This is a genomic window from Massiliimicrobium timonense (assembly GCF_042850985.1).
Lineage (GTDB): Bacteria > Bacillota_I > Bacilli_A > Erysipelotrichales > Coprobacillaceae > Allocoprobacillus.
Window position 1 is genome coordinate 218870 of the sequence record NZ_AP031415.1, and the last position, 21233, is coordinate 240102.

The 21233-nt window shown below is 36.8% G+C and carries 14 protein-coding genes and 3 rRNA genes; 16 read left to right on the forward strand and 1 reads right to left on the reverse strand.

Annotated elements, in window-relative coordinates; genetic code table 11:
- Nucleotides 1–26: 26 nt before the first annotated feature.
- Nucleotides 27–773: a DeoR/GlpR family DNA-binding transcription regulator gene (locus ACGHJ8_RS01170; RefSeq protein ID WP_205091075.1), complete on the forward strand. Its 747-nt coding sequence runs from the start codon at nt 27–29 to the stop codon at nt 771–773.
- 16 nt (nt 774–789) lie between these two features.
- Here the strand turns inward: ACGHJ8_RS01170 and ACGHJ8_RS01175 are convergent, their stop codons facing one another.
- Nucleotides 790–1686, reverse strand: a complete 897-nt coding sequence (locus tag ACGHJ8_RS01175) for a glycyl-radical enzyme activating protein (protein ID WP_087357039.1) — start codon at nt 1684–1686, stop codon at nt 790–792.
- Between the two features lie 177 nt (nt 1687–1863).
- Between ACGHJ8_RS01175 and ACGHJ8_RS01180 the strand changes: the two genes are divergently transcribed.
- The 15 genes from ACGHJ8_RS01180 (at nt 1864) to ACGHJ8_RS01250 (ending at nt 21230) form a co-directional block, all read left to right on the forward strand.
- Nucleotides 1864–4275 carry a glycyl radical protein gene (locus ACGHJ8_RS01180; RefSeq protein WP_390541214.1) on the forward strand — a complete coding sequence of 804 codons (2412 nt, stop codon included), beginning with the start codon at nt 1864–1866 and terminating at the stop codon, nt 4273–4275.
- Nucleotides 4276–4287: 12 nt separating this feature from the next.
- Nucleotides 4288–4968 carry a fructose-6-phosphate aldolase gene (locus ACGHJ8_RS01185; protein ID WP_390540843.1) on the forward strand — a complete coding sequence of 227 codons (681 nt, stop codon included), beginning with the start codon at nt 4288–4290 and terminating at the stop codon, nt 4966–4968.
- Between the two features lie 100 nt (nt 4969–5068).
- Nucleotides 5069–6721 (forward strand): FAD-dependent oxidoreductase, encoded by a 1653-nt coding sequence (locus tag ACGHJ8_RS01190; RefSeq protein ID WP_390541216.1) that lies wholly within the window; start codon nt 5069–5071, stop codon nt 6719–6721.
- A 120-nt stretch (nt 6722–6841) separates the two neighbouring features.
- On the forward strand, nt 6842–7684 hold the full coding sequence (locus ACGHJ8_RS01195; RefSeq protein ID WP_211962233.1) for a phosphate ABC transporter substrate-binding protein: 843 nt from the start codon (nt 6842–6844) through the stop codon (nt 7682–7684).
- Nucleotides 7685–7906: 222 nt separating this feature from the next.
- A complete protein-coding gene (pstC, locus tag ACGHJ8_RS01200) occupies nt 7907–8842 on the forward strand; it encodes a phosphate ABC transporter permease subunit PstC (protein ID WP_211962232.1) in 936 nt (311 codons plus the stop codon).
- Complete coding sequence (pstA, locus tag ACGHJ8_RS01205) at nt 8832–9695, forward strand: phosphate ABC transporter permease PstA (RefSeq protein WP_205091011.1); 864 nt, start codon at nt 8832–8834, stop codon at nt 9693–9695. Before pstC ends, pstA begins: the two co-directional genes overlap by 11 nt.
- Before the next feature lie 14 nt (nt 9696–9709).
- The gene (pstB, locus tag ACGHJ8_RS01210) at nt 9710–10465 is read left to right on the forward strand and encodes a phosphate ABC transporter ATP-binding protein PstB (RefSeq protein ID WP_087360214.1); all 756 of its coding nucleotides are present in this window, start codon (nt 9710–9712) and stop codon (nt 10463–10465) included.
- Nucleotides 10466–10510: 45 nt separating this feature from the next.
- The gene (gene phoU / locus ACGHJ8_RS01215) at nt 10511–11170 is read left to right on the forward strand and encodes a phosphate signaling complex protein PhoU (RefSeq protein ID WP_087360217.1); all 660 of its coding nucleotides are present in this window, start codon (nt 10511–10513) and stop codon (nt 11168–11170) included.
- A gap of 11 nt (nt 11171–11181) precedes the next feature.
- On the forward strand, nt 11182–11871 hold the full coding sequence (locus ACGHJ8_RS01220; protein ID WP_087360220.1) for a response regulator transcription factor: 690 nt from the start codon (nt 11182–11184) through the stop codon (nt 11869–11871).
- On the forward strand, nt 11864–13549 hold the full coding sequence (locus ACGHJ8_RS01225; RefSeq protein WP_087360223.1) for an ATP-binding protein: 1686 nt from the start codon (nt 11864–11866) through the stop codon (nt 13547–13549). The genes ACGHJ8_RS01220 and ACGHJ8_RS01225 overlap by 8 nt, the downstream gene beginning before the upstream one ends.
- 57 nt (nt 13550–13606) lie before the next feature.
- Nucleotides 13607–14983, forward strand: a complete 1377-nt coding sequence (locus tag ACGHJ8_RS01230) for an FAD-dependent oxidoreductase (RefSeq protein ID WP_390541221.1) — start codon at nt 13607–13609, stop codon at nt 14981–14983.
- Between the two features lie 196 nt (nt 14984–15179).
- Nucleotides 15180–16703: ribosomal RNA gene (locus ACGHJ8_RS01235) — 16S ribosomal RNA — on the forward strand.
- Between the two features lie 193 nt (nt 16704–16896).
- A 23S ribosomal RNA gene (locus ACGHJ8_RS01240) occupies nt 16897–19782 on the forward strand.
- Nucleotides 19783–19834: 52 nt separating this feature from the next.
- Nucleotides 19835–19943, forward strand: a 5S ribosomal RNA gene (gene rrf, locus ACGHJ8_RS01245).
- The 16S, 23S and 5S rRNA genes sit together here, the layout of an rRNA operon.
- A 105-nt stretch (nt 19944–20048) precedes the next feature.
- Nucleotides 20049–21230, forward strand: a complete 1182-nt coding sequence (locus tag ACGHJ8_RS01250; RefSeq protein WP_390541223.1) for an acetyl-CoA carboxylase biotin carboxylase subunit family protein — start codon at nt 20049–20051, stop codon at nt 21228–21230.
- Nucleotides 21231–21233: the final 3 nt, after the last annotated feature.

Genomic DNA, 21233 nt, shown 5'->3' on the forward strand with positions numbered 1-21233 from the left:
GTATAAAGGTGATAGAAATGAAAAAAATGGAAATCAGACAGACAAAAATATTAGAATTATTAACAGAAAGAAAAAAAGTTGATGTGAATGAATTTTCACAGTTATTAAAAGTTTCGCAAGTGACAATTCGTAAAGATTTGGATTTATTAGAAAAAAAAGGGCTTATCATAAGGGCTCATGGATTTGCGACATTGAATGGTCAAGATGATATGAATAACAGATTGGCTTATCATTATGATATTAAACAAAAACTGGCAAAACTTGCCTGTGAACTGATTGAAGATGGAGAAACAATTATGATTGAATCGGGCTCTTGTTGTGCTTTATTGGCACAAGAGATAGCTGCCAGTAAAAAAGATGTAACGATTATATCCAATTCTTCATTTATTGCTGATTATATTCGTCAATATCCACAGGTGCGTATCATTTTGCTTGGTGGAGAATATCAAAAAGAAGCACAAGTTTGTGTTGGACCGATGACACGTAAATGTGTTGAAGCCTTTTTTGTGGATAAGTTCTTTATTGGAGCTGATGGTTTTTCAAAAACATCTGGTTTTACAGGGAATGATTATATGCGTAGTGAAACAGTAAGAGATATGGCAAAACAGGCACAACATGTGATTGTAATTACAGAATCATCAAAGTTTCAACAGGTGGGATTGGTTAATCTTTTACCAACGGATCAAGTATCATATGTTGTGACAGATCAACAAATTCCATTGGATAGTGAAGACTATCTACAAAGTCAAAATATTATTGTAAAAAAGGTATAAAAAAGGAGCTATGCTCCTAAATAAAACAATCTATGTTATGATTAATAAAAATTTGTTGATAATCTTTTAAGTCCTCAGGATGGAGGGCTTTTTTATTTTGATAAAGATATTCTTGATTCAACATTTCATATTTCTTTTCTCCAAATTGATGAAAAGGTAATAACTGTACACGTTTGATTCCTGTTTTTTGAAATAATTTCACGAAACCTTCAGCATCTTCTAATGTACAATTAAAATCTGGTATGACAGGAATACGTGGTAATACATCAATGCCTTGCTGAATAGCCCATGTTAAATTTTGAATAATGAGTTCATTAGGAACACCTGTTTTGAAAAGGTGCTGGTGACTATCATAATGTTTGACATCAAAGAGTAATAAATCAAATTGTGGAGCTAATTGATGAAAAATGTCTTCTTGGATATAACCAGTTGTTTCAATCGCAACATGTATCTTTTCTGCTTTTAAAGCTTGAAGTAAAGCTTCTACAAACTGTGGCTGTCCCATACCTTCACCACCAGAAATCGTAACGCCACCATTGGATTCTTCATAAAAAGGAAGATCCTGTTTACAGATACGAACAATTTCTTGCACTTCCTGATATTCACCTTCACATGTTAATGAATGTGAAGGGCATTGTTGTGTACATTGTAAACATCCTATACATTTTTGAAAATCAATATGGATATGTTCATTGTTATAGGAAATAGCGTGTTGTGGGCAGACACTGATACAATGCAAACAATGTAGGCATGTCTGATGATTATATAGGATTTGAATATCTGGATTTTGTGATTCAGGGTTAGAACACCACTGACATCTTAAAGGACATCCTTTTAAAAAGACAGTTGTACGAATGCCCGGTCCATCATGAATACTAAATTTTTGAATGTTAAAAATGATACCTTTTGTCATAATTTCTCTCCTTTGAATATATGTTAACATATATATTGATGATAGTAAATAAAAAGTTTCATATGAAAGATATTGCTGTTTTGTTTAAATAAATATTGACTTTAAATAAATGTATGATAATATATAATTGAAAATGAAATATAAAAACTTTCAAATGAAATAAAAAGGAGAAGAAAGATGAAGAATGTAGAACATTTTGGTGATTTAACACCACGTATGAGTCATTTTAGAGAAGCAGTGCTTGATAAGAAACCTTATATTGATGCCCAACGTGCATTGCTTGTCACAGAAGCTTATGAAAAGTATAAAAATCAGACACCGGTTATGAAACGTGCCTATATGTTAAAGAATATATTGGAAAAGATGTCTATTTATATTGAAGATGAAACTTTGATTGTTGGAAATCAGGCATCTTCTAATAAAGATGCGCCTATTTTTCCTGAATATACAATGAAATTTGTTATTGAGGAATTGGACACTTTTGAAAAAAGAGACGGTGATGTTTTCTATATTACAGAAGAAACAAAAGAAGCATTAAAAAGGATTGCACCATTTTGGGAAAATAATAATTTAAGAGCAAAAGGAGAAGCTTTACTTCCTGAAGAAGTCAGTGTTTTTATGGAAACGGGATTTTTTGGGATGGAAGGAAAATTAAACTCTGGAGATGCACATTTAGCTGTTGACTATCAAAAAGTTCTGGAAATAGGATTAAAAGGTTATGAAGAAAGAGTTTTAGACATTCTTAGAGATTTGGACTTATGTGTTCCTGAAAATCTTAATAAGTATCAATTCTATAAAGCTGTATTGATTGTAATTGAAGCTGTGAGAACTTTTGCCAATCGTTTTAGTCTTTTAGCGAAAGAAAAAGCTCAAAAAGAAACAGGAAAAAGAAAAGAAGAATTATTAGAAATCAGTCGTATTTGTGCAAAAGTTCCATATCAACCTGCTCAAACATTTCATGAAGCGATTCAATCTGTATGGTTTATTCAATTAATTTTACAGATTGAATCTAATGGACATTCTTTATCTTATGGACGTTTTGACCAATATATGTATCCTTATTTAAAACATGATTTAGATAATCACATGATTAATGAAGATGAAGCTGTTGAATTACTGACAAATTTATGGATCAAAACATTAACGATTAATAAAGTCCGTAGTCAAGCTCATACATTTTCAAGTGCTGGAAGTCCAATGTATCAAAATGTGACTATTGGAGGACAGACCCCAGATCAAAAAGATGCTGTGAATAAACTTTCATTTTTAGTTTTAAAATCAGTAGCTCAAACAAGATTACCACAACCTAATCTGACTGTCAGATATCATGCGCATATCAATCAGGATTTCTTTGATGAAGCGATTGAAGTTATGAAACTAGGAACAGGGATGCCTGCATTTAATAATGATGAAGTCATTATTCCATCATTTATTGAAAAAGGTGTCAAAGAAGAAGATGCTTATAATTATTCTGCGATTGGATGCGTAGAAACAGCAGTGCCAGGAAAATGGGGTTATCGCTGTACAGGAATGAGTTATATGAATTTCCCAAGAATTTTATTGATTGCGATGAATAATGGTGTAGATATGACTTCTGGTAAACGTTTTGTGAAGGAATGTGGATATTTTACTGAAATGGAAACATATGAAGATTTGATGAAAGCATGGGATCAAGTTGTCAGAGAATTAACACGTATGAGTGTTATTGTTGAAAATGCTATTGATTTGGCTTCTGAAAGAGATGTTCCAGATGTCTTATGTTCTACCTTAACAGAAGATTGTATTGGTAGAGGAAAGACAATCAAAGAAGGTGGAGCTGTTTATGATTTTATTTCTGGATTACAGGTAGGCATTGCCAATATGGCAGATAGTTTAGTGGCTATTAAAAAACTTGTTTATGAAGAAAAGAAAATCACAAGACAGGAATTATGGGATGCAATTGTGCATGATTTTGCAGGTGAACAAGGACAAAAAATTCAACATATGTTGATCAATGATGCTCCTAAATATGGTAATGATAATGATGATGTTGATCAACTTGTTGTAGATGCTTATGCTTCTTATATTGATGAAATGAAGAAATATCCTAATACTAGATATGGAAGAGGACCAATTGGTGGTATTCGTTATGCTGGAACTTCTTCTATTTCAGCAAATGTTGGACAAGGTTTTGGGACAATGGCAACACCAGATGGAAGACATGCCAAAACACCATTAGCTGAAGGATGTTCACCTGCTCATAGTTGTGATAAGAGTGGTCCAACAGCTGTCTTTAAATCAGTATCAAAACTACCAACACATGAAATTACAGGTGGTGTTCTATTGAATCAGAAAGTGACACCACAAATGTTATCAACTGAAGAAAATAAACAAAAACTAGAAATGATGATGAAAACATTCTTTAATCGTTTAGAAGGTTATCATGTTCAATATAATGTTGTGTCTAGAGATACATTGATTGATGCTCAAAAACATCCTGAAAAACATAAAGACCTCATTGTTCGTGTGGCAGGTTATTCAGCATTCTTTAATGTTTTATCAAAAGCAACACAAGATGATATTATTGAAAGAACAGAACAAACATTGTAGGAGGAAAAGAAAATGGAATTGATTATTGATACAGTTGATTTAAATGAAATCAAAGAAGCAGTAGAATATATGCCTATTGTTGGTGTAACGAGTAATCCTTCAATAGTAAAAAAGACAAATCCAAAGGATTTCTTTGAACATATGCGAACAATTAGAGAAATTATTGGGAAGGATAGAAGTCTGCATATTCAAGTCATCTCTAAAGATTGTGACAGTATGGTGAAGGAAGCTCATAGAATCCTAGAAGAAATTGACAGACAGGTTTATATCAAGGTACCTGTATCTTATGAAGGTATCAAAGCGATTAAAATGCTGAAGGAAGAAAACATTCATGTCACAGCGACAGCAGTCTATGATTTAATGCAGGGATATATGGCACTAGCCGCAGGGGCAGACTATATTGCACCCTATGTCAATAGAATAGGGAACTTGGGAGCTGATCCAATGGAACTGATTTATGAGTTATCAAATCGTATCATCATGGATAACTATGATACAAAGATTGTCGCAGCATCATTTAAAGGTGTTGAACAGATCAAGAATGCATTGAATAATGGAGCACAGGCGATAACAGCACCAGTAGGAATTTTAAAGCAGATATTCAAGAATCCAAACATAGAAAAAGCAGTGGATGATTTCAATGCTGACTGGTATAGTATGTATGGTGAAGGAAAAGGTATTTGCGATTTATAAGAATAAAGGTATTTTATGCTAGGCATAGAATACCTTTTTAAGCACAATCATTTACTTTGTATTGAAAAATATTTACAATGAATATAGGCGGGTGATAGAAATGAAAGTGGTTATTATTGGTGGTGTTGCTGCAGGGGCAACCACAGCAGCAAGACTGAGAAGATTAAACAAAGATGTGGAGATTATTATGTTTGAAAAAGGCAATTATGTTTCTTATGCTAATTGTGGATTGCCTTATTATGTGTCTGGAGAAATTCGTGAAAAAAGTGATTTATTGTTGATGACTCCTGAACTATTTAAAGAACGTTTTCAAGTGGATGTAAGAGTTGGCAGTGAAGTGAAAGCCATTGATCCAGACAATCAAACAGTTGCTGTATATAATCATATTACAGAAACAACATATCAGGAAAGTTATGATCAGCTGGTGATTGCGACAGGATCAGCTCCCATTCGATTAACTATACCGGGTATTGATCATCCAGATATTCAACAATTATGGACGATTGAAGACTTTGTGAAAATCAGACAAATGGTTGAATTAAAAAATATTCAAACAGCTTGTATTATCGGTGGTGGTTTTGTAGGCATTGAAACGGCTGAAAATTTAAGAGAATTAAAAGTAGATGTAGATGTTGTAGAAAAAGGAGCACAGATTTTAAATAATCTGGATTTTGAAATGGTACAGCCTATTCATAAATATTTGAATAAAAAAGGTGTACATCTTTATTTAAATACAGAATTAATGGCTTTTGAAGATGATCATTCAAAAATTCAAGTGAAAACAGATGCATTTACAAAGAGTTATGATTTGGTTATTCTTTCTGTAGGTGTTAAGCCTCAAAGTGAATTGGCAAAACAAGCAGGTATTGCATGTAATCAACGTGGAGGTATTATTGTTGATGAACATTTGATGACGAATATTCCTCATATCTATGCAGTAGGTGATGTCATTGAAGTTGAACATTATATTAATCATCAAAAGACGATGATTCCTTTAGCTGGTCCAGCGAATAAAGAAGGAAGAATTTTAGCGAATCATTTAATGGGAGCCAATGAATCTTATCAAGGATCACTTGGCAGCAGTATTATTAAAGTGTTTAAGATGGCAGCAGCGAGTACAGGGTTCAATGAAAAACAGCTACAGGCTCAAGGATTGAAAAGACATCAGGATTATGAGGTTGTCATTATTCAACAAAAATCACATGCTGGATATTATCCCGGTGCAACACCTCTTACAATGAAAGTAATTTATGATTTACAACAAAAAATTCTAGGGGCACAGGTTGTTGGTTATGAAGGTGTGGACAAGCGTATTGATGTCATTTCAACAGCGATTCATTATCATGGAAAAGTGACTGATTTAAAAGATCTTCATATTGCTTATGCACCACCATTTGCATCGGCTAAAGATGCTGTGAATATGGTTGGATATGTAGCAGAAAATATACAAAATGGTTATGTCAAGTTGATGTTACCAGATGAATATCAACAACAAAAAGATCAGGTGATAACACTGGATGTCAGAGAAGATGAGGAAAGAGCATATGGCTATATAGAAGGTTCATACCATATTCCTTATGGTGAATTGACAAAACGTTATCAAGAATTAGACCCAAATCAGACTATTGTCATTTATTGTGCAGTGGGTGTTAGAGCCTATAATTGTGCCAGAATATTAATGCAAAGAGGATATCAGAAAGTTTACGTTTTAAGTGGTGGAATAGGATTTTATTTAGATTATTGTTATAAATAATCAAATTCTTTTACGTAATCTTAACAAATTTTATACAAAAATATGATTTTTCTACTATCTAAAAAGATATACACTATGTGTGTCAATAAAGACGAAGGATAAAAAAGGAAGGGTTAAAATATGAAAAAATTCTCAGCTTTATTATTAGCATGTGTATTAAGCTTTAGCTTAGTAGGATGCGGAAGTAATGGTGGCAGTGATGAAGGATCTGCTGGAAGTGAAAATGTAAGTGGAACTGTTGCATTAAATGGTTCAACATCTATGGAAAAATTTGTGAATGGATTAAAAGAAGCTATTGTTGAAACTTATCCAGATTTACAATTAGAACCTCAGTTTACAGGATCAAGTGCTGGTGTTGAAGCAGTGACAAATGGAACTGCTGATATTGGAGATGTTTCAAGAGCTTTAACTGATGAAGAAAAAGCAGCTGGTTTAGTAGAAAACATTGTTGCTTTAGATGGTATCGCGATTGTCACTGATAAGGCAAACACAGCTTCAAATTTAACAACTCAACAATTAAAAGATATTTATACTGGTAAAATTAAAAACTGGAGTGAAGTTGGTGGAGCTGATCAAAATATCGTTGTTATTGGACGTGAAAGTGGTTCAGGAACAAGAGATGCTTTTGAAGAAATCTTAGATATCGCTGATCAATGTCAATTAGCTCAAACATTAAATGAAACAGGTGCAGTAGCTGCTGCGGTTCAATCTACACCAGGAGCTATTGGATATATTTCATTAGATGCTTTAAGTGATGATGTAAAAGCATTACAATTAGATGGTGTTTCACCAAGTGAAGCAACTATTAAAGATGGAACATATACTTTACAAAGACCATTCGTTATGGCTACAAAAGGTGAAGTGAGTAAACAATCTGCACAAGTTCAAGCTGTATTTGATTTCATTAACAGTGATGCAGGTCAAGAAGTGATTTCATCAGTTGGTTTAGTTTCAGCAAAATAATGAACAAGGAGGGAAACCTCCTTTTTTTGTTTGTAAAGAAAAGGTTAAAAAAATAAAGAGGAAAAATGATTAAAAACAAAGAAAAAGTGGAAAATATAATAAAAAAATAAAATACTTTACATAATCTTAACATTCTTTATACAAAATCTTGCTATTTCTTTTACATAAAAAGATATACACTAGCATTGATTTGTGGAGCTATAAAAAAGAAGGGGTTTAAATATGGAAAGAAAGACAATCAGTATTATTGCAAATAGAAAAACAAAATCAATGGTAGAAAAAACAGCTTCTGTTATTTTTATTTGTTGTGCAGTTGTTTCTATTGTAGCCGTTGTTGGTATTACAGCATATATGTTTGTTTCAGGGACACCTGCTATTTTTAAGGTTGGGTTAACTGAAATCTTATTTAGTAATGTTTGGGCACCAACAGCTGCCAATCCACAATATGGGATTTTAAACATTATTTTAACATCAATTGTTGGTGTATTCTTTGCAATTTTAATTGGTGTTCCTATTGGTATTTTAACAGCTGTCAATTTAGCAGAAATTGCAAATCCAAAGGTAAGAAATATTATTAAATCAGCTGTTGAATTATTAGCAGGGATTCCTTCAGTTGTTTATGGGTTATTAGGAATTTTAATTATCAATCCATTGATGTATCAATTAGAGTTGATGATTTTTGCTGGGTCAAAAACACATCAGTTTACGGGTGGAGCCAATTTGATTTCTGCTATTTTGGTTTTAGCCATTATGATTTTACCAACTTTAATTAATATTACGGAAACATCATTAAAATCAGTACCAGATGATTATCGTAAAAGTTCTTTGGCGCTAGGTGCAAGTCAAATGCAGACAATTTTTAAAGTTGTTTTACCAGCTGCTAAAAATGGGATTATGTCAGCGGTTGTATTAGGTGTTGGTCGTGCAATTGGTGAAGCCATGGCTATCTTGCTTGTGGCAGGGAACTCAGTCAATTTCCCATTACCATTCAATTCAGTTCGTTTCTTAACAACTGGTATCGTTTCTGAAATGGGATATGCTTCAGGAACACATAGAGAAGTCTTATTTACAATTGGATTAGTTCTCTTTATCTTTATTTTAGCAATTAATTTAATTTTAACATTTATTTTAAAACGAGGTGGAGAAGATGGAAAATAGTATTTTTGATAAAAAAAGTAGATTAAGTGATAAAATCTTGAGTTTTCTCATTCAATTATCCACTTTTATTTCTGTTGGTTTATTGGTTGTGATTATTGGTTATATCTTAATCAGAGGTATTCCAAGTTTTGATTTTGGTTATCTTGTTAATACAACAAGTATTTTAAAGAATACAGTAGGTATTTTACCTAATATTATTAATACTGTTTATATGATTGTTGTGACTTTAATTATTGCAGGTCCAATCAGTATTGGTGGAGCTATTTATTTAAATGAATATGCTAAAAATAAAAAGTTTGTTGAAGTCATTTCATTTACAACAGAAGTTTTAGCAGGAATACCATCTATTATTTATGGTTTGTTTGGGATGTTGTTCTTTGGAAATTTCCTTGAATTAGGTTATTCCATTTTAACAGGGGCTTTGACTTTAGCTATTATGATTTTACCTATTATTTCTAGAAACACACAAGTTGCCTTACAGGCTGTCCCAAAAAGCTATCGTGAAGCAGCACTAGGAATTGGGGCAACAAAATGGTATATGATTCGTACAGTTTTATTACCAAGTGCTATTCCCGGAATCTTAACAGGTATTATCTTAGCAATGGGAAGAATTGTGGCTGAATCTGCTGCTTTACTCTTTACTGCTGGAAGTTTATCAACTTTACCAAGAGGATTGTTTGAACACTTGTTCTCAAGTGGTGGAACATTAACAATTCAGTTATATTTAGAGATGGCTAAAGCTAATTATGAAGTCGCATTTGTCATTGCGTTGATTTTGATTGTTGTTGTATTAGTATTGAATTTCTTAGCAAAATGGATTTCTAAAAGATTTGATGTCAATAAAATTGATTAAGGAAGGTTAAAAAAATGAGTGTAAAAATTAGTTCTAAAAATTTAAATCTTCATTATGGAGAAAAACATGCATTGAAAGATGTGAATTTAGATATTGTAGAAAATAAAATAACGGCTTTTATTGGTCCTTCTGGATGTGGGAAATCGACATTCTTAAAGACTTTAAACAGAATGAATGATTATGTGAATAATGTAAAAATTGATGGTGAGATTACATTAGATGGAGAAAATATTTATGATCCACGTGTTGATACAACAGTGTTACGTAAAAAAGTAGGGATGGTTTTTCAGCAACCTAATCCATTTCCAATGAGTATTTATGATAATATTGCTTATGGACCAAGAATTCATGGTATTAAAAATAAAAAGAAATTAGATGAAATTGTTGAAAAAAGTTTAAAAGCTGCAGCTTTATATGATGAAGTTTCTGATCGTTTGCATACATCAGCGCTTGGTTTATCAGGGGGACAACAACAACGTTTATGTATTGCCAGATGTTTAGCAGTAGAACCTGAAGTGATTTTACTTGATGAACCAACAAGTGCACTAGACCCTATTTCTACTTTAAAGATTGAAGAATTATTGATGGAATTAAAAGATAAATATACGATTGCGATTGTAACACATAATATGCAACAGGCATCACGTATTGCTGATTATACAGCTTTCTTTCTTGTTGGAGAAATGGTAGAATATGGTGAAACAAAAGACATTTTCTCAATGCCTAAGGATAAGCGTACAGAAGATTATATTACTGGTCGTTTTGGTTAAGAGTTGTGTTTTTTATAAAAAACAAATATAATGGAGGTATGGAAAATGATGAGAAAATTATTTGATGAAGAATTAGAAAAACTGAATGTTGATTTAACAAAAATGGGGCATCTTGTTGAATTGGCTATTGAAAATATGATTGATGCATTTAAACATCAAGATAAGACTTTAGCTAAAGAAATCATTACAAATGACCGTTTGATTAATGATATGGAAAGAACGGTGGAATCAAGAGCTTTTAATTTGATTTTACGTCAACAACCAATTGCGACAGATTTAAGAAATGTCACAACAGCTTTAAAAATTGTAACAGATTTGGAAAGAATTGGGGATCAGGCAGCAGATATTGCTGAAATTATTATGAATTTTGAAGGAGAACATGCTTATAGAACAGTTGAGCATATTCCAACAATGGCTAAAAAAGCAAAGATTATGGTTCATGAGGCAATTGATTCTTTTATTAAAAAAGATTTATCTACAGCTCGTTTGGTTAAGAGTATGGATGATGAAATAGATGCTTTGTTTGAAGAAGTCAAACAGGAAGTTATTGAAATTCTAAAGGAGAATAGTGAAAAAATTGATTATTGTATTGACTTTTTGATGATTGCGAAATACTTGGAAAGAGTAGGAGATCATGCTGTAAATATTTGTGAATGGCTAGAGTTTAATCAAACAGGTTCTGTCAATGATCAAAGATTGATTTAGGAGGTATAACAATGAACGAACGTATCTTTGTTATCGAAGATGATGAAAATATTCAGGAGATAGTCAAGCTATCTCTTGAGTCTAATGGTTATCAAGTGACATTATTTGATAATGCGATTGATGCTATTATTGAAATTAAAAGAGATGCACCAGATTTGGCTATTTTTGATGTCATGTTACCTCAAATGGATGGCATTTCTGCAGTCAAAAAGATTAGAGAAACAAATACAGAAATACCGATTTTAATTTTAAGTGCTAAAGATAGTGAAATTGATAAGATTCATGGTTTAGATAGTGGTAGTGATGACTATATGACAAAGCCATTTGGTGTTTTAGAGCTTTGTGCTCGTGTTCGTACATTGTTAAGAAGGGTTCATCCAAAGTCAAAAGTTTTAAGAACACCATCTTTGTCTATTGATAAATCAACACATGTGGTTAAACATAATCAAGAAGTGATGGATTTAACACATAAAGAGTATCAGTTACTTGTTTATTTAATTGAAAATAGAGAACGTGTTGTAGAAAGAGATGAATTATTGAATAATATATGGGGATATGATTTTATTGGTGAATCGAGAGCATTAGATGTGCATATTCGATCACTTCGTAAGAAGCTGAATGATGATGGAGAAAAATATATTAAAACAATTCGATCTGTAGGGTATCGTTTTGTTGAAAAAGAGGAGGATAAATATGACTAAGTCTATCCTCCGTTATTTTATTGTTATTTTAATTGTTGCTTTGCTTAGCAGTTGTACCATTTCAGCTATGCTTGTTTCTAATAGTATTTTAGATACTACTGAGCATGATATGTTATATTCTTTAAAATTAATTGATTATGCTTTAGATTACAGTCAAAATCTTGATGAACAGATTGATGAATTGAATCCACTGGCATATAGTGATGATACACGTATTAGTGTCATTGATCTTCAAGGAAATGTTGTGGCAGATACGGCGAGAGATTCAATTTCAGAAAATCATTTAAATCGTAATGAGGTACAGGAAGCACTTCAAAATGGTGAAGGATATGCCCAAAGAAAATCAGAAACAACGCATGAAGATACACTTTATGTAGCTTTATATAATCAAGGAGATTATATTGTTCGTCTTTCTATTCCTTATCATGGCATTACTGATTACTTGGCTTCGCTCATTCCAGCATTTGCATTAAGTAGTGGTATTTCTTTCTTTATAGCTTTTGTTTTATCAAGAAAACTGGCAATTACAATTTCTAAACCTATTATTGAAATTAGTGAAGGTTTAGATCGTATGAGTAAAGATTTTAGAGTTGATTTAAAAGATTATGATTATCAGGAATTTAATGTCATTGTTGATACGATTTATAATTTATCACATAGGCTACGTAAATCTATGCGTCAAGTGAAACTGGAAAGAATTAAAATTGATGAAATTCTTAAACAGATGAATGAAGGATTTGTTTTGTTAGATGAAGATTACCAGATATTAAGTATAAATGAAAAAGCAGCTTCTATTTTAGGAGATATGAAAGTCCATGATTGTATCTTTGATTATCTTTATTTTCCGGATATTATTCAGGCTTTGAAAAATAACATCATGAAGCAGCAGGTAGAAATAAAAATAGATCATAATATTTATGCTTGTTATATTTCGCGTGTGGATTTTGGGACAACTTTACTGTTTGTAGATATAACAGCATCTAAAAAAGCTGAAAAAATGCGTAGTGAATTTTTCTCTAATGTTTCGCATGAATTAAAAACACCAATGACTTCAATTAGAGGTTATAGTGATTTACTGGCACAGGGAGTTGTCCAAAATGATAGACAGAAACAAATGATGTTAGAAAAAATTCAAACTGAAGTGGATAGTATGTCGAGGTTAATCAATGATATATTAATGTTATCGAGATTGGAAAGTATGGATATTGAGGCAGAAATTATGCCATTAAAAATGAAAGGAATTGTCGATGAAGTTCTTGAAAGTTATGAGGTAGAAATTGCTAAACATGATATTCATATAGAATATGACTTTGATGAGATGACATATATGGGAAATCACCAGCAAATTTATACTTTATTAAATAATTTGATTGGAAATGCGATTAAATATAATAAAGATCATGGTCAAGTGTTTGTAGATATTGAAGCACAAGGTGATGGAATGAAGATTGTTGTAGAAGATACAGGAATTGGTATTCCGTTAGCTGATCAGGGGCGTGTTTTTGAAAGATTTTATCGTGTTGATAAAGGAAGAAGTAAACAACGTGGTGGAACAGGTCTGGGACTGGCTATTGTTAAACATATTGTTTCTAATTATAAGGGAACGATTTCTTTGAAAAGCGAACTCAATGTTGGAACAACGATTGAGATTGTTTTACCGCAGCAAAAGAGAAATTAGTTCTCTTTTTTGTTTAAAATCAAAGTTGCTGGGTAAAATAGAACTTGGTGATGAAATATGAATCAGTCTTATTGGCAAGATACAACATCGTCTATAAAGTGTGAAAAGGTAACGGAAGATTTAGAGGCGGATATTGTCATTATTGGAGCAGGATTAGCGGGTGTTTCTTTAGCATATCAGCTTAAGGATTTGCCATATCGTGTAGTAGTAGTGGAAAGAGGACAAGTTGGATTTCAAACAAGTGGACATACAACTGCTAAAATAACATCTTTACATGGGCAAATTTATCAATTATTGAAGAAACATTATGACATTCATTATGCACATTTATATTTTCTTTCTCAGGAAAGTGCTATTCAAGAAATAAGAGAAATTGTTCAAAAAGAACATATAGACTGTGATTTTTATGAAAATGATGCTTATTTATATACAGATGATCCACAATATGTATCTCTTATTCAAGAGATAGAAAATATATTGAAATCTTTTCGTGTGGAAACGATCAGTGATTCACAACATCTTGCTTCAATAGGTTTGAAACATCAAGCCGTTTTTCATCCATTAAAATATTTATATCAATTGGTAAAAATTTGTCAAAAAAGTGGAGTGAAGTTTTATGAGTATAGTCAAGTGAGTAAGGTAAAAAGAAAACATTATGCATTTGAAGTGAAAGTTGGTCAATATCAAATCCAATGTCAATATGTTGTTCATGCGACAAGGTATCCATTTATCAAAAAAGGAATGTATTTTGCTAAACTGTTTCAAACAAAAGAAAATATAGATTGTCGTTTGTATGATGGGAATTCAAGCCGTCTTTGTATAGATCAATCCATAAGTTATCGACCTATTAATCAAAAAGGGTTATATATAGATATTAAAAGTTGTGATTGGTATGCAATGGACAGTATTCCTTTAAGAGGAGTCCCTTATATTGGTGAAATAAAGCCACATACACATGAATATGTTATTTATGGATTTCAAAAATGGGGTATGACTTTATCTCAAGTAGCAGCAAGACTCATTAAAGATTGTATTATACATCAGCAAAATCCTTATCGTAGTTTATATAGTTGTCAATATTTTTCAATAAGCTTTGCAAAAGAGTATCAAAAAGAACTGCTTCAATCGTATTATAAGGGTTATATTGGTTTGAGATTTCACTATGAAGAATTGAATCAGATGTCGTATGAAGAAGGGAAAATTGTGAGAATTGGAAGTAAATTAAGAGCAGTATATAAGGATAAGGTTGGAAAATGTCATATATTTTCTCCGTATTGTCCCCATATGAGATGTATTTTGCAGTTTGATCAAAAAGATAAAATATGGATATGCCCTTGTCATCAATCAACTTTTACAGCTTTTGGTAAGCTTATTGATGGGCCTAGTTTATCTTCTATGAAGGAAACAAAAGAAAACAGAAAGAAAAAACATTGATGGAAAGGGTGAAAAATAGAAAAGATGAAAAAAAGTAAAAAAAAGGGTTGCAAAGGGGAGGAATAGATGATATTATAGATGAGCACTCGAGAGAGAGGGCGACAGGAACATTGAAAACTGAACAGTAAACACGTCAATAAAGATAGGAAAAAAGAAAGAGTCAAGAAGACATGAAATTGTCTGAAGATAGAAAAGGACAATGGAGAGTTTGATCCTGGCTCAGGATGAACGCTGGCGGCGTGCCTAATACATGCAAGTCGGACGCAATGCTTCGGCATTGAGTGGCGAACGGGTGATTAAGACATAAGCAACCTGCCCCTGTGAGGGGGATAACTGCTGGAAACGGCAGCTAAGACCGCATAGGCATAGAGGACGCATGTCGACTATGTTAAATATCCCACGGGATAGCACAGGGATGGGCTTATGACGCATTAGCCAGCTGGTGAGGTAACGGCTCACCAGGGCGACGATGCGTAGCCGGCCTGAGAGGGTGGACGGCCACACTGGGACTGAGACACGGCCCAGACTCCTACGGGAGGCAGCAGTAGGGAATTTTCGGCAATGGGCGAAAGCCTGACCGAGCAACGCCGCGTGAAGGAAGAAGTCATTCGTGATGTAAACTTCTGTTATGAAGGAAGAACGGCAGATGGAGGGAATGCCATGTGCGTGACGGTACTTCATGAGGAAGCCACGGCTAACTACGTGCCAGCAGCCGCGGTAATACGTAGGTGGCGAGCGTTATCCGGAATCATTGGGCGTAAAGAGGGAGCAGGCGGCAGTGCAGGTCTGCGGTGAAAGACCGGAGCTAAACTTCGGTAAGCCGTGGAAACCGCACAGCTAGAGAGCATCAGAGGATCGCGGAATTCCATGTGTAGCGGTGAAATGCGTAGATATATGGAGGAACACCAGTGGCGAAGGCGGCGGTCTGGGGTGCAGCTGACGCTCAGTCCCGAAAGCGTGGGGAGCAAATAGGATTAGATACCCTAGTAGTCCACGCCGTAAACGATGAGTGCTAAGTGTTGGGGGTCAGACCTCAGTGCTGGAGTTAACGCAATAAGCACTCCGCCTGAGTAGTACGTTCGCAAGAATGAAACTCAAAGGAATTGACGGGGGCCCGCACAAGCGGTGGAGCATGTGGTTTAATTCGAAGCAACGCGAAGAACCTTACCAGGTCTTGACATGGAGATAAAGGCCCTGGAGACAGGGAGATAGATATATCTCACACAGGTGGTGCATGGTTGTCGTCAGCTCGTGTCGTGAGATGTTGGGTTAAGTCCCGCAACGAGCGCAACCCCTGTTGCCAGTTGCCAGCATTAGGTTGGGGACTCTGGCGAGACTGCCTCTGCAAGGAGGAGGAAGGCGGGGATGACGTCAAATCATCATGCCCCTTATGACCTGGGCTACACACGTGCTACAATGGACGGATCAGAGGGAGGCGAAGCCGCGAGGTGGAGCGAAACCCAGAAACCCGTTCACAGTTCGGACTGCAGTCTGCAACTCGACTGCACGAAGCTGGAATCGCTAGTAATCGCGAATCAGCATGTCGCGGTGAATACGTTCTCGGGCCTTGTACACACCGCCCGTCACACCATGAGAGTTGGTAACACCCGAAGCCGGTGGCCCAACCGCAAGGAGGGAGCTGTCTAAGGTGGGACTGATGATTGGGGTGAAGTCGTAACAAGGTATCCCTACGGGAACGTGGGGATGGATCACCTCCTTTCTAGGGAGAAGAGAAGATGTGGATACTGTTTGGTTTTGAGTGTATCTGTAGAGATGCATTCAAGGCAGGAACATTGAAAACTGAACAGCAAACTTTCTACAAGAAAGCGAAGAAACGAAAGATGAAAGAGATCAGGAAGAAGGTCGAAATCATCTAGTTGCAAACTAAGAAAGCACGAAAAGAGAACACTTTAGGTTAAGCGAAGAAGAGCGTATGGCGGATGCCTGGCCACCAGGAGGCGAAGAAGGACGCAGCAAACGGCGAAACGCGACGGCGAGCAGTAAGCATGCAAGGACCCGTCGATGTCCGAATGGGGGAACCCGTCATCCATGAGGATGACATCGATGAAGAATCGAGGCGATACGCAGGGAACTGAAACATCTCAGTACCTGCAGGAAAGGAAAGTAAGAACGATTCCGTAAGTAGTGGCGAGCGAAAGCGGAGGAGCCCAAACCATCGTATGATGGGGTTATAGGGGTGCCGATAAAGCCTATCTGACATGACAGGAGAAGCGCAGGGGAAGGCGCAGCGAAGAGGGTGAAACTCCCGTATCCGAAGTCGTGGAGGAAGGCGAGGCAGGCCCTGAGTACGTCGGGACACGAGGAATCCTGACGGAAGGATCGAGGACCATCTCGAAAGGCTAAATACTCCCTGGTGAGCGATAGTGGACCAGTACCGTGAGGGAAAGGTGAAAAGAACCCCGGGAGGGGAGTGAAAGAGAACCTGAAACCATATGCTTACAAGAAGTCAGAGCCCGTTAATGGGTGATGGCGTGCCTTTTGTAGAATGAGCCGGCGAGTTATGATGTGGAGCGAGGTTAAGCAGGGGATGCGGAGCCGAAGCGAAAGCGAGTCTGAAGAGGGCGAAAGTTGCATGTCATAGACCCGAAACCGGGTGATCTAGCCATGATCAGGTTGAAGTCGGGGTAAGACCCGATGGAGGACCGAACCGACCCCCGTTGAAACGTTGGCGGATGAATTGTGGCTAGGGGTGAAATTCCAAACGAACCCGGAGATAGCTGGTTCTCCCCGAAATAGCTTTAGGGCTAGCGTCGTCAGGAAGTCGCATGAAGGTAGAGCACTGAATATGTGATGGCCTCATCTCGAGGTACTGAGCATAATCAAACTCCGAATGTCATGAAGACATGGACGGCAGTCAGACCATGGGTGATAAGGTCCATGGTCAAGAGGGAAACAGCCCAGACCATCAGCTAAGGTCCCCAAATACATGCTAAGTGGAAAAGGATGTGGAGATGTACAGACAACCAGGAGGTTGGCTCAGAAGCAGCCATCCTTGAAAGAGTGCGTAACAGCTCACTGGTCGAATGACTCTGCGCCGAAAATTTACCGGGGCTAAGCATGATACCGAAGCTATGGATTTACGATGTAAATGGTAGGGGAGCGTTCCAGACAGCGAAGAAGCGATACCGTAAGGAGTCGTGGAGCGTGTGGAAGAGAGAATGCCGGTGTGAGTAGCGGCACGTGGGTGAGAATCCCACGCACCGGAGACCCAAGGTTTCCAGAGGAAGGTTCGTCCGCTCTGGGTAAGTCGGGACCTAAGGCGAGGCCGAAAGGCGTAGTCGATGGACAACGGGTGGAGAATCCCGTACCGGAGTGCAGGCGAGGGAGTGACGGAGAAGGCTAGGACAACCAGCTGACGGAATAGCTGGAGCAAGCGAGGTAGGGGTCATCCAGGCAAATCCGGATGGCGCAACCCGAAGGCGTGAAGCGGATGGAACATTGCGATAAGTACAGAAGAGTCTGAAGCCAGCTTCCAAGAAAAGCTTCTAGCATAACTGCATTCTGCCCGTACCGAAAATGGACACACATGGGTAAGGAGAGAATCCTAAGGTGAGCGAGAGAACTATAGCTAAGGAACTCTGCAAAATGACTCCGTAACTTAGGGAGAAGGAGTGCTCAGTGGAAGCTGAGCCGCAGTGAAACGGCCCAAGCGACTGTTTACCAAAAACACAGCTCTCTGCGAAGACGCAAGTCGAAGTATAGGGGGTGACGCCTGCCCGGTGCTGGAAGGTTAAGGGGAGTGGTCAGCGAAAGCGAAGCCATGAACCGAAGCCCCAGTAAACGGCGGCCGTAACTATAACGGTCCTAAGGTAGCGAAATTCCTTGTCAGGTAAGTTCTGACCCGCACGAAAGGCGTAACGATTTGGGCGCTGTCTCGGCTGTAGACTCGGTGAAGTCTTAGTACCTGTGAAGATGCAGGTTACCCGCGACTAGACGGAAAGACCCCATGGAGCTTTACTGTAGCCTGATATTGGACTCTGATGCATGATGTACAGGATAGGTAGGAGGCTGAGATACGGATACGCCAGTATTCGAGGAGCCGACGTTGGGATACTACCCTTGATGCATTGGAGTTCTAACCGGGCCTCATGGAACTGAGGACGGGACAGTGTCAGGTGGGCAGTTTGACTGGGGCGGTCGCCTCCCAAAGAGTAACGGAGGCGCCCAAAGATACCCTCAGCATGGATGGAAACCATGCGCAGAGTGCAAAGGCAGAAGGGTGTTTGACTGCGAGACAGACGAGTCGAGCAGGGACGAAAGTCGGGCTTAGTGATCCGGCGGCACCGCATGGAAGGGCCGTCGCTCAACGGATAAAAGCTACCCTGGGGATAACAGGCTGATCTCCCCCAAGAGTTCACATCGACGGGGAGGTTTGGCACCTCGATGTCGGCTCATCGCATCCTGGAGCTGAAGTCGGTTCCAAGGGTTGGGCTGTTCGCCCATTAAAGCGGTACGCGAGCTGGGTTCAGAACGTCGTGAGACAGTTCGGTCCCTATCTGTCGTGGGCGCAGGAAGTTTGAGGAGAGCTGCCCTCAGTACGAGAGGACCGGGGTGGACGGACCGATGGTGCACCAGTTGTCACGCCAGTGGCACAGCTGGGTAGCCAAGTCCGGAAGGGATAAACGCTGAAGGCATCTAAGCGTGAAGCCCCCTCCAAGATGAGACTTCCCATTCTTCGGAAGGAAGGTCCCTCCAAGACGAGGAGGTAGATAGGTCATGGGTGCAAGCATGGTGACATGCTGAGCTGAATGATACTAATAGACCGAGAGCTTAGCCATAAGAAGTGGGAGGAAGGAAGCTGTTCAGTTTTGAGCGTTCGTGCTCAGATGATCTGGTGGCGAAGGCATGATGGACACACCTGTAACCATGCCGAACACAGAAGTTAAGCATCATAGCGGCGAAGATAGTGGGCAACTGCGACAATAGCACGCTGCCAGTTCACATGACGGTCCAGTCTTCTTCTGGTTCCGCCTTTTTTTTATTCTTTTTTTTATTTATTATGATATAATAGAAAAAAGGATATAAAAAGGGGGAATTTTATTTTATGAATTTTGTATACATATCACCAAGTTTTCCAAAAAATTTTTATCAATTTTGTAACCGATTAAAATTAAATGGTGTTACTGTTTTAGCAATTGCAGATACTCCATATGATCAATTAAGCGAAGAATTAAAGAATTCTATTGATGATTATTATCAAGTTTATTCAATGGAAAATTATGATGAAATGATAAAAGCAATGGGATATTTTATTTTTCATTATGGACATATTGACTGGCTAGAATCAAATAATGAATACTGGTTGGAACAAGATGCTAAATTACGTACAGATTTTAATATTACAACAGGTATTCATACGAATCATATTGAAGATATTAAATGCAAATCAAAAATGAAGAAATTTTATGAAGAAGCAGGTGTCAAGACTGCACGTTATCACCTTGTTACTAATTTGGATGAAGGTCTACAATTTATTGAAAAAGTAGGTTATCCAGTTGTAGTGAAACCTGATAATGGCGTAGGAGCAGCTAAAACTTATAAAATTTCTAATCAAGATGAATTAGAAAATTTTTATCAAGAAGAACATGTTACACAATACATTATGGAAGAATTTGTGAATGGGCTCATTATTTCATATGATGGTATTGCTAATCTTGACAAAGATATTATTTTTGAAACATCACATGTTTTCCCAAATCCAATAATGGATGTTGTTAATGATCAAAGTAGTATGTATTATTACTCATTAAGGGAAATTACATATGATTTAAAACAGGCAGGACATGCTTGTGTTAAAGCCTTTTATACAGCAGGAAGATGTTTCCATATGGAATTTTTTAAACTTCTAGAAGATAAAGAAGGATTAGGGAAAAAGGGAGATATTATTGGTTTAGAAGTGAATTTACGTACACCAGGGGGATATACTCCTGATATGATGAATTTTGCAAATGACATAGATGTCTATCAAATTTATGCAGATATGGTAACTAAAGGATATAGTGAATATGATCATCATCGTCCATATCATTGTGTATATTGTGGAAGAAGGGATGGTATAACTTACACACATAGTCATGAAGATATTATATCTCAATACCATTTCGATTTAGTTATGTGTGAAAGAATGCCAGATATTCTAAGTGGAGCAATGGGGAATTTTACGTATACTGCACGTTTTGAAAATATGGAACAAGTTGATGCTTTTGTTCAATATGTTTTAGGATAGGAG

Bases quoted from the DNA above. Each gene is read 5' to 3' on its own strand.
- pstA (WP_205091011.1), top strand. From the start codon at position 8,832: ATGGAAAATAGTATTTTTGATAAAAAAAGTAGATTAAGTGATAAAATC.
- phoU (WP_087360217.1), top strand. From the start codon at position 10,511: ATGATGAGAAAATTATTTGATGAAGAATTAGAAAAACTGAATGTTGAT.
- ACGHJ8_RS01175 (WP_087357039.1), bottom strand. From the start codon at position 1,686: ATGACAAAAGGTATCATTTTTAACATTCAAAAATTTAGTATTCATGAT.
- ACGHJ8_RS01190 (WP_390541216.1), top strand. From the start codon at position 5,069: ATGAAAGTGGTTATTATTGGTGGTGTTGCTGCAGGGGCAACCACAGCA.
- ACGHJ8_RS01185 (WP_390540843.1), top strand. From the start codon at position 4,288: ATGGAATTGATTATTGATACAGTTGATTTAAATGAAATCAAAGAAGCA.
- ACGHJ8_RS01220 (WP_087360220.1), top strand. From the start codon at position 11,182: ATGAACGAACGTATCTTTGTTATCGAAGATGATGAAAATATTCAGGAG.
- ACGHJ8_RS01180 (WP_390541214.1), top strand. From the start codon at position 1,864: ATGAAGAATGTAGAACATTTTGGTGATTTAACACCACGTATGAGTCAT.
- ACGHJ8_RS01250 (WP_390541223.1), top strand. From the start codon at position 20,049: ATGAATTTTGTATACATATCACCAAGTTTTCCAAAAAATTTTTATCAA.
- ACGHJ8_RS01230 (WP_390541221.1), top strand. From the start codon at position 13,607: ATGAATCAGTCTTATTGGCAAGATACAACATCGTCTATAAAGTGTGAA.
- ACGHJ8_RS01225 (WP_087360223.1), top strand. From the start codon at position 11,864: ATGACTAAGTCTATCCTCCGTTATTTTATTGTTATTTTAATTGTTGCT.
- pstC (WP_211962232.1), top strand. From the start codon at position 7,907: ATGGAAAGAAAGACAATCAGTATTATTGCAAATAGAAAAACAAAATCA.
- ACGHJ8_RS01195 (WP_211962233.1), top strand. From the start codon at position 6,842: ATGAAAAAATTCTCAGCTTTATTATTAGCATGTGTATTAAGCTTTAGC.
- pstB (WP_087360214.1), top strand. From the start codon at position 9,710: ATGAGTGTAAAAATTAGTTCTAAAAATTTAAATCTTCATTATGGAGAA.
- ACGHJ8_RS01170 (WP_205091075.1), top strand. From the start codon at position 27: ATGGAAATCAGACAGACAAAAATATTAGAATTATTAACAGAAAGAAAA.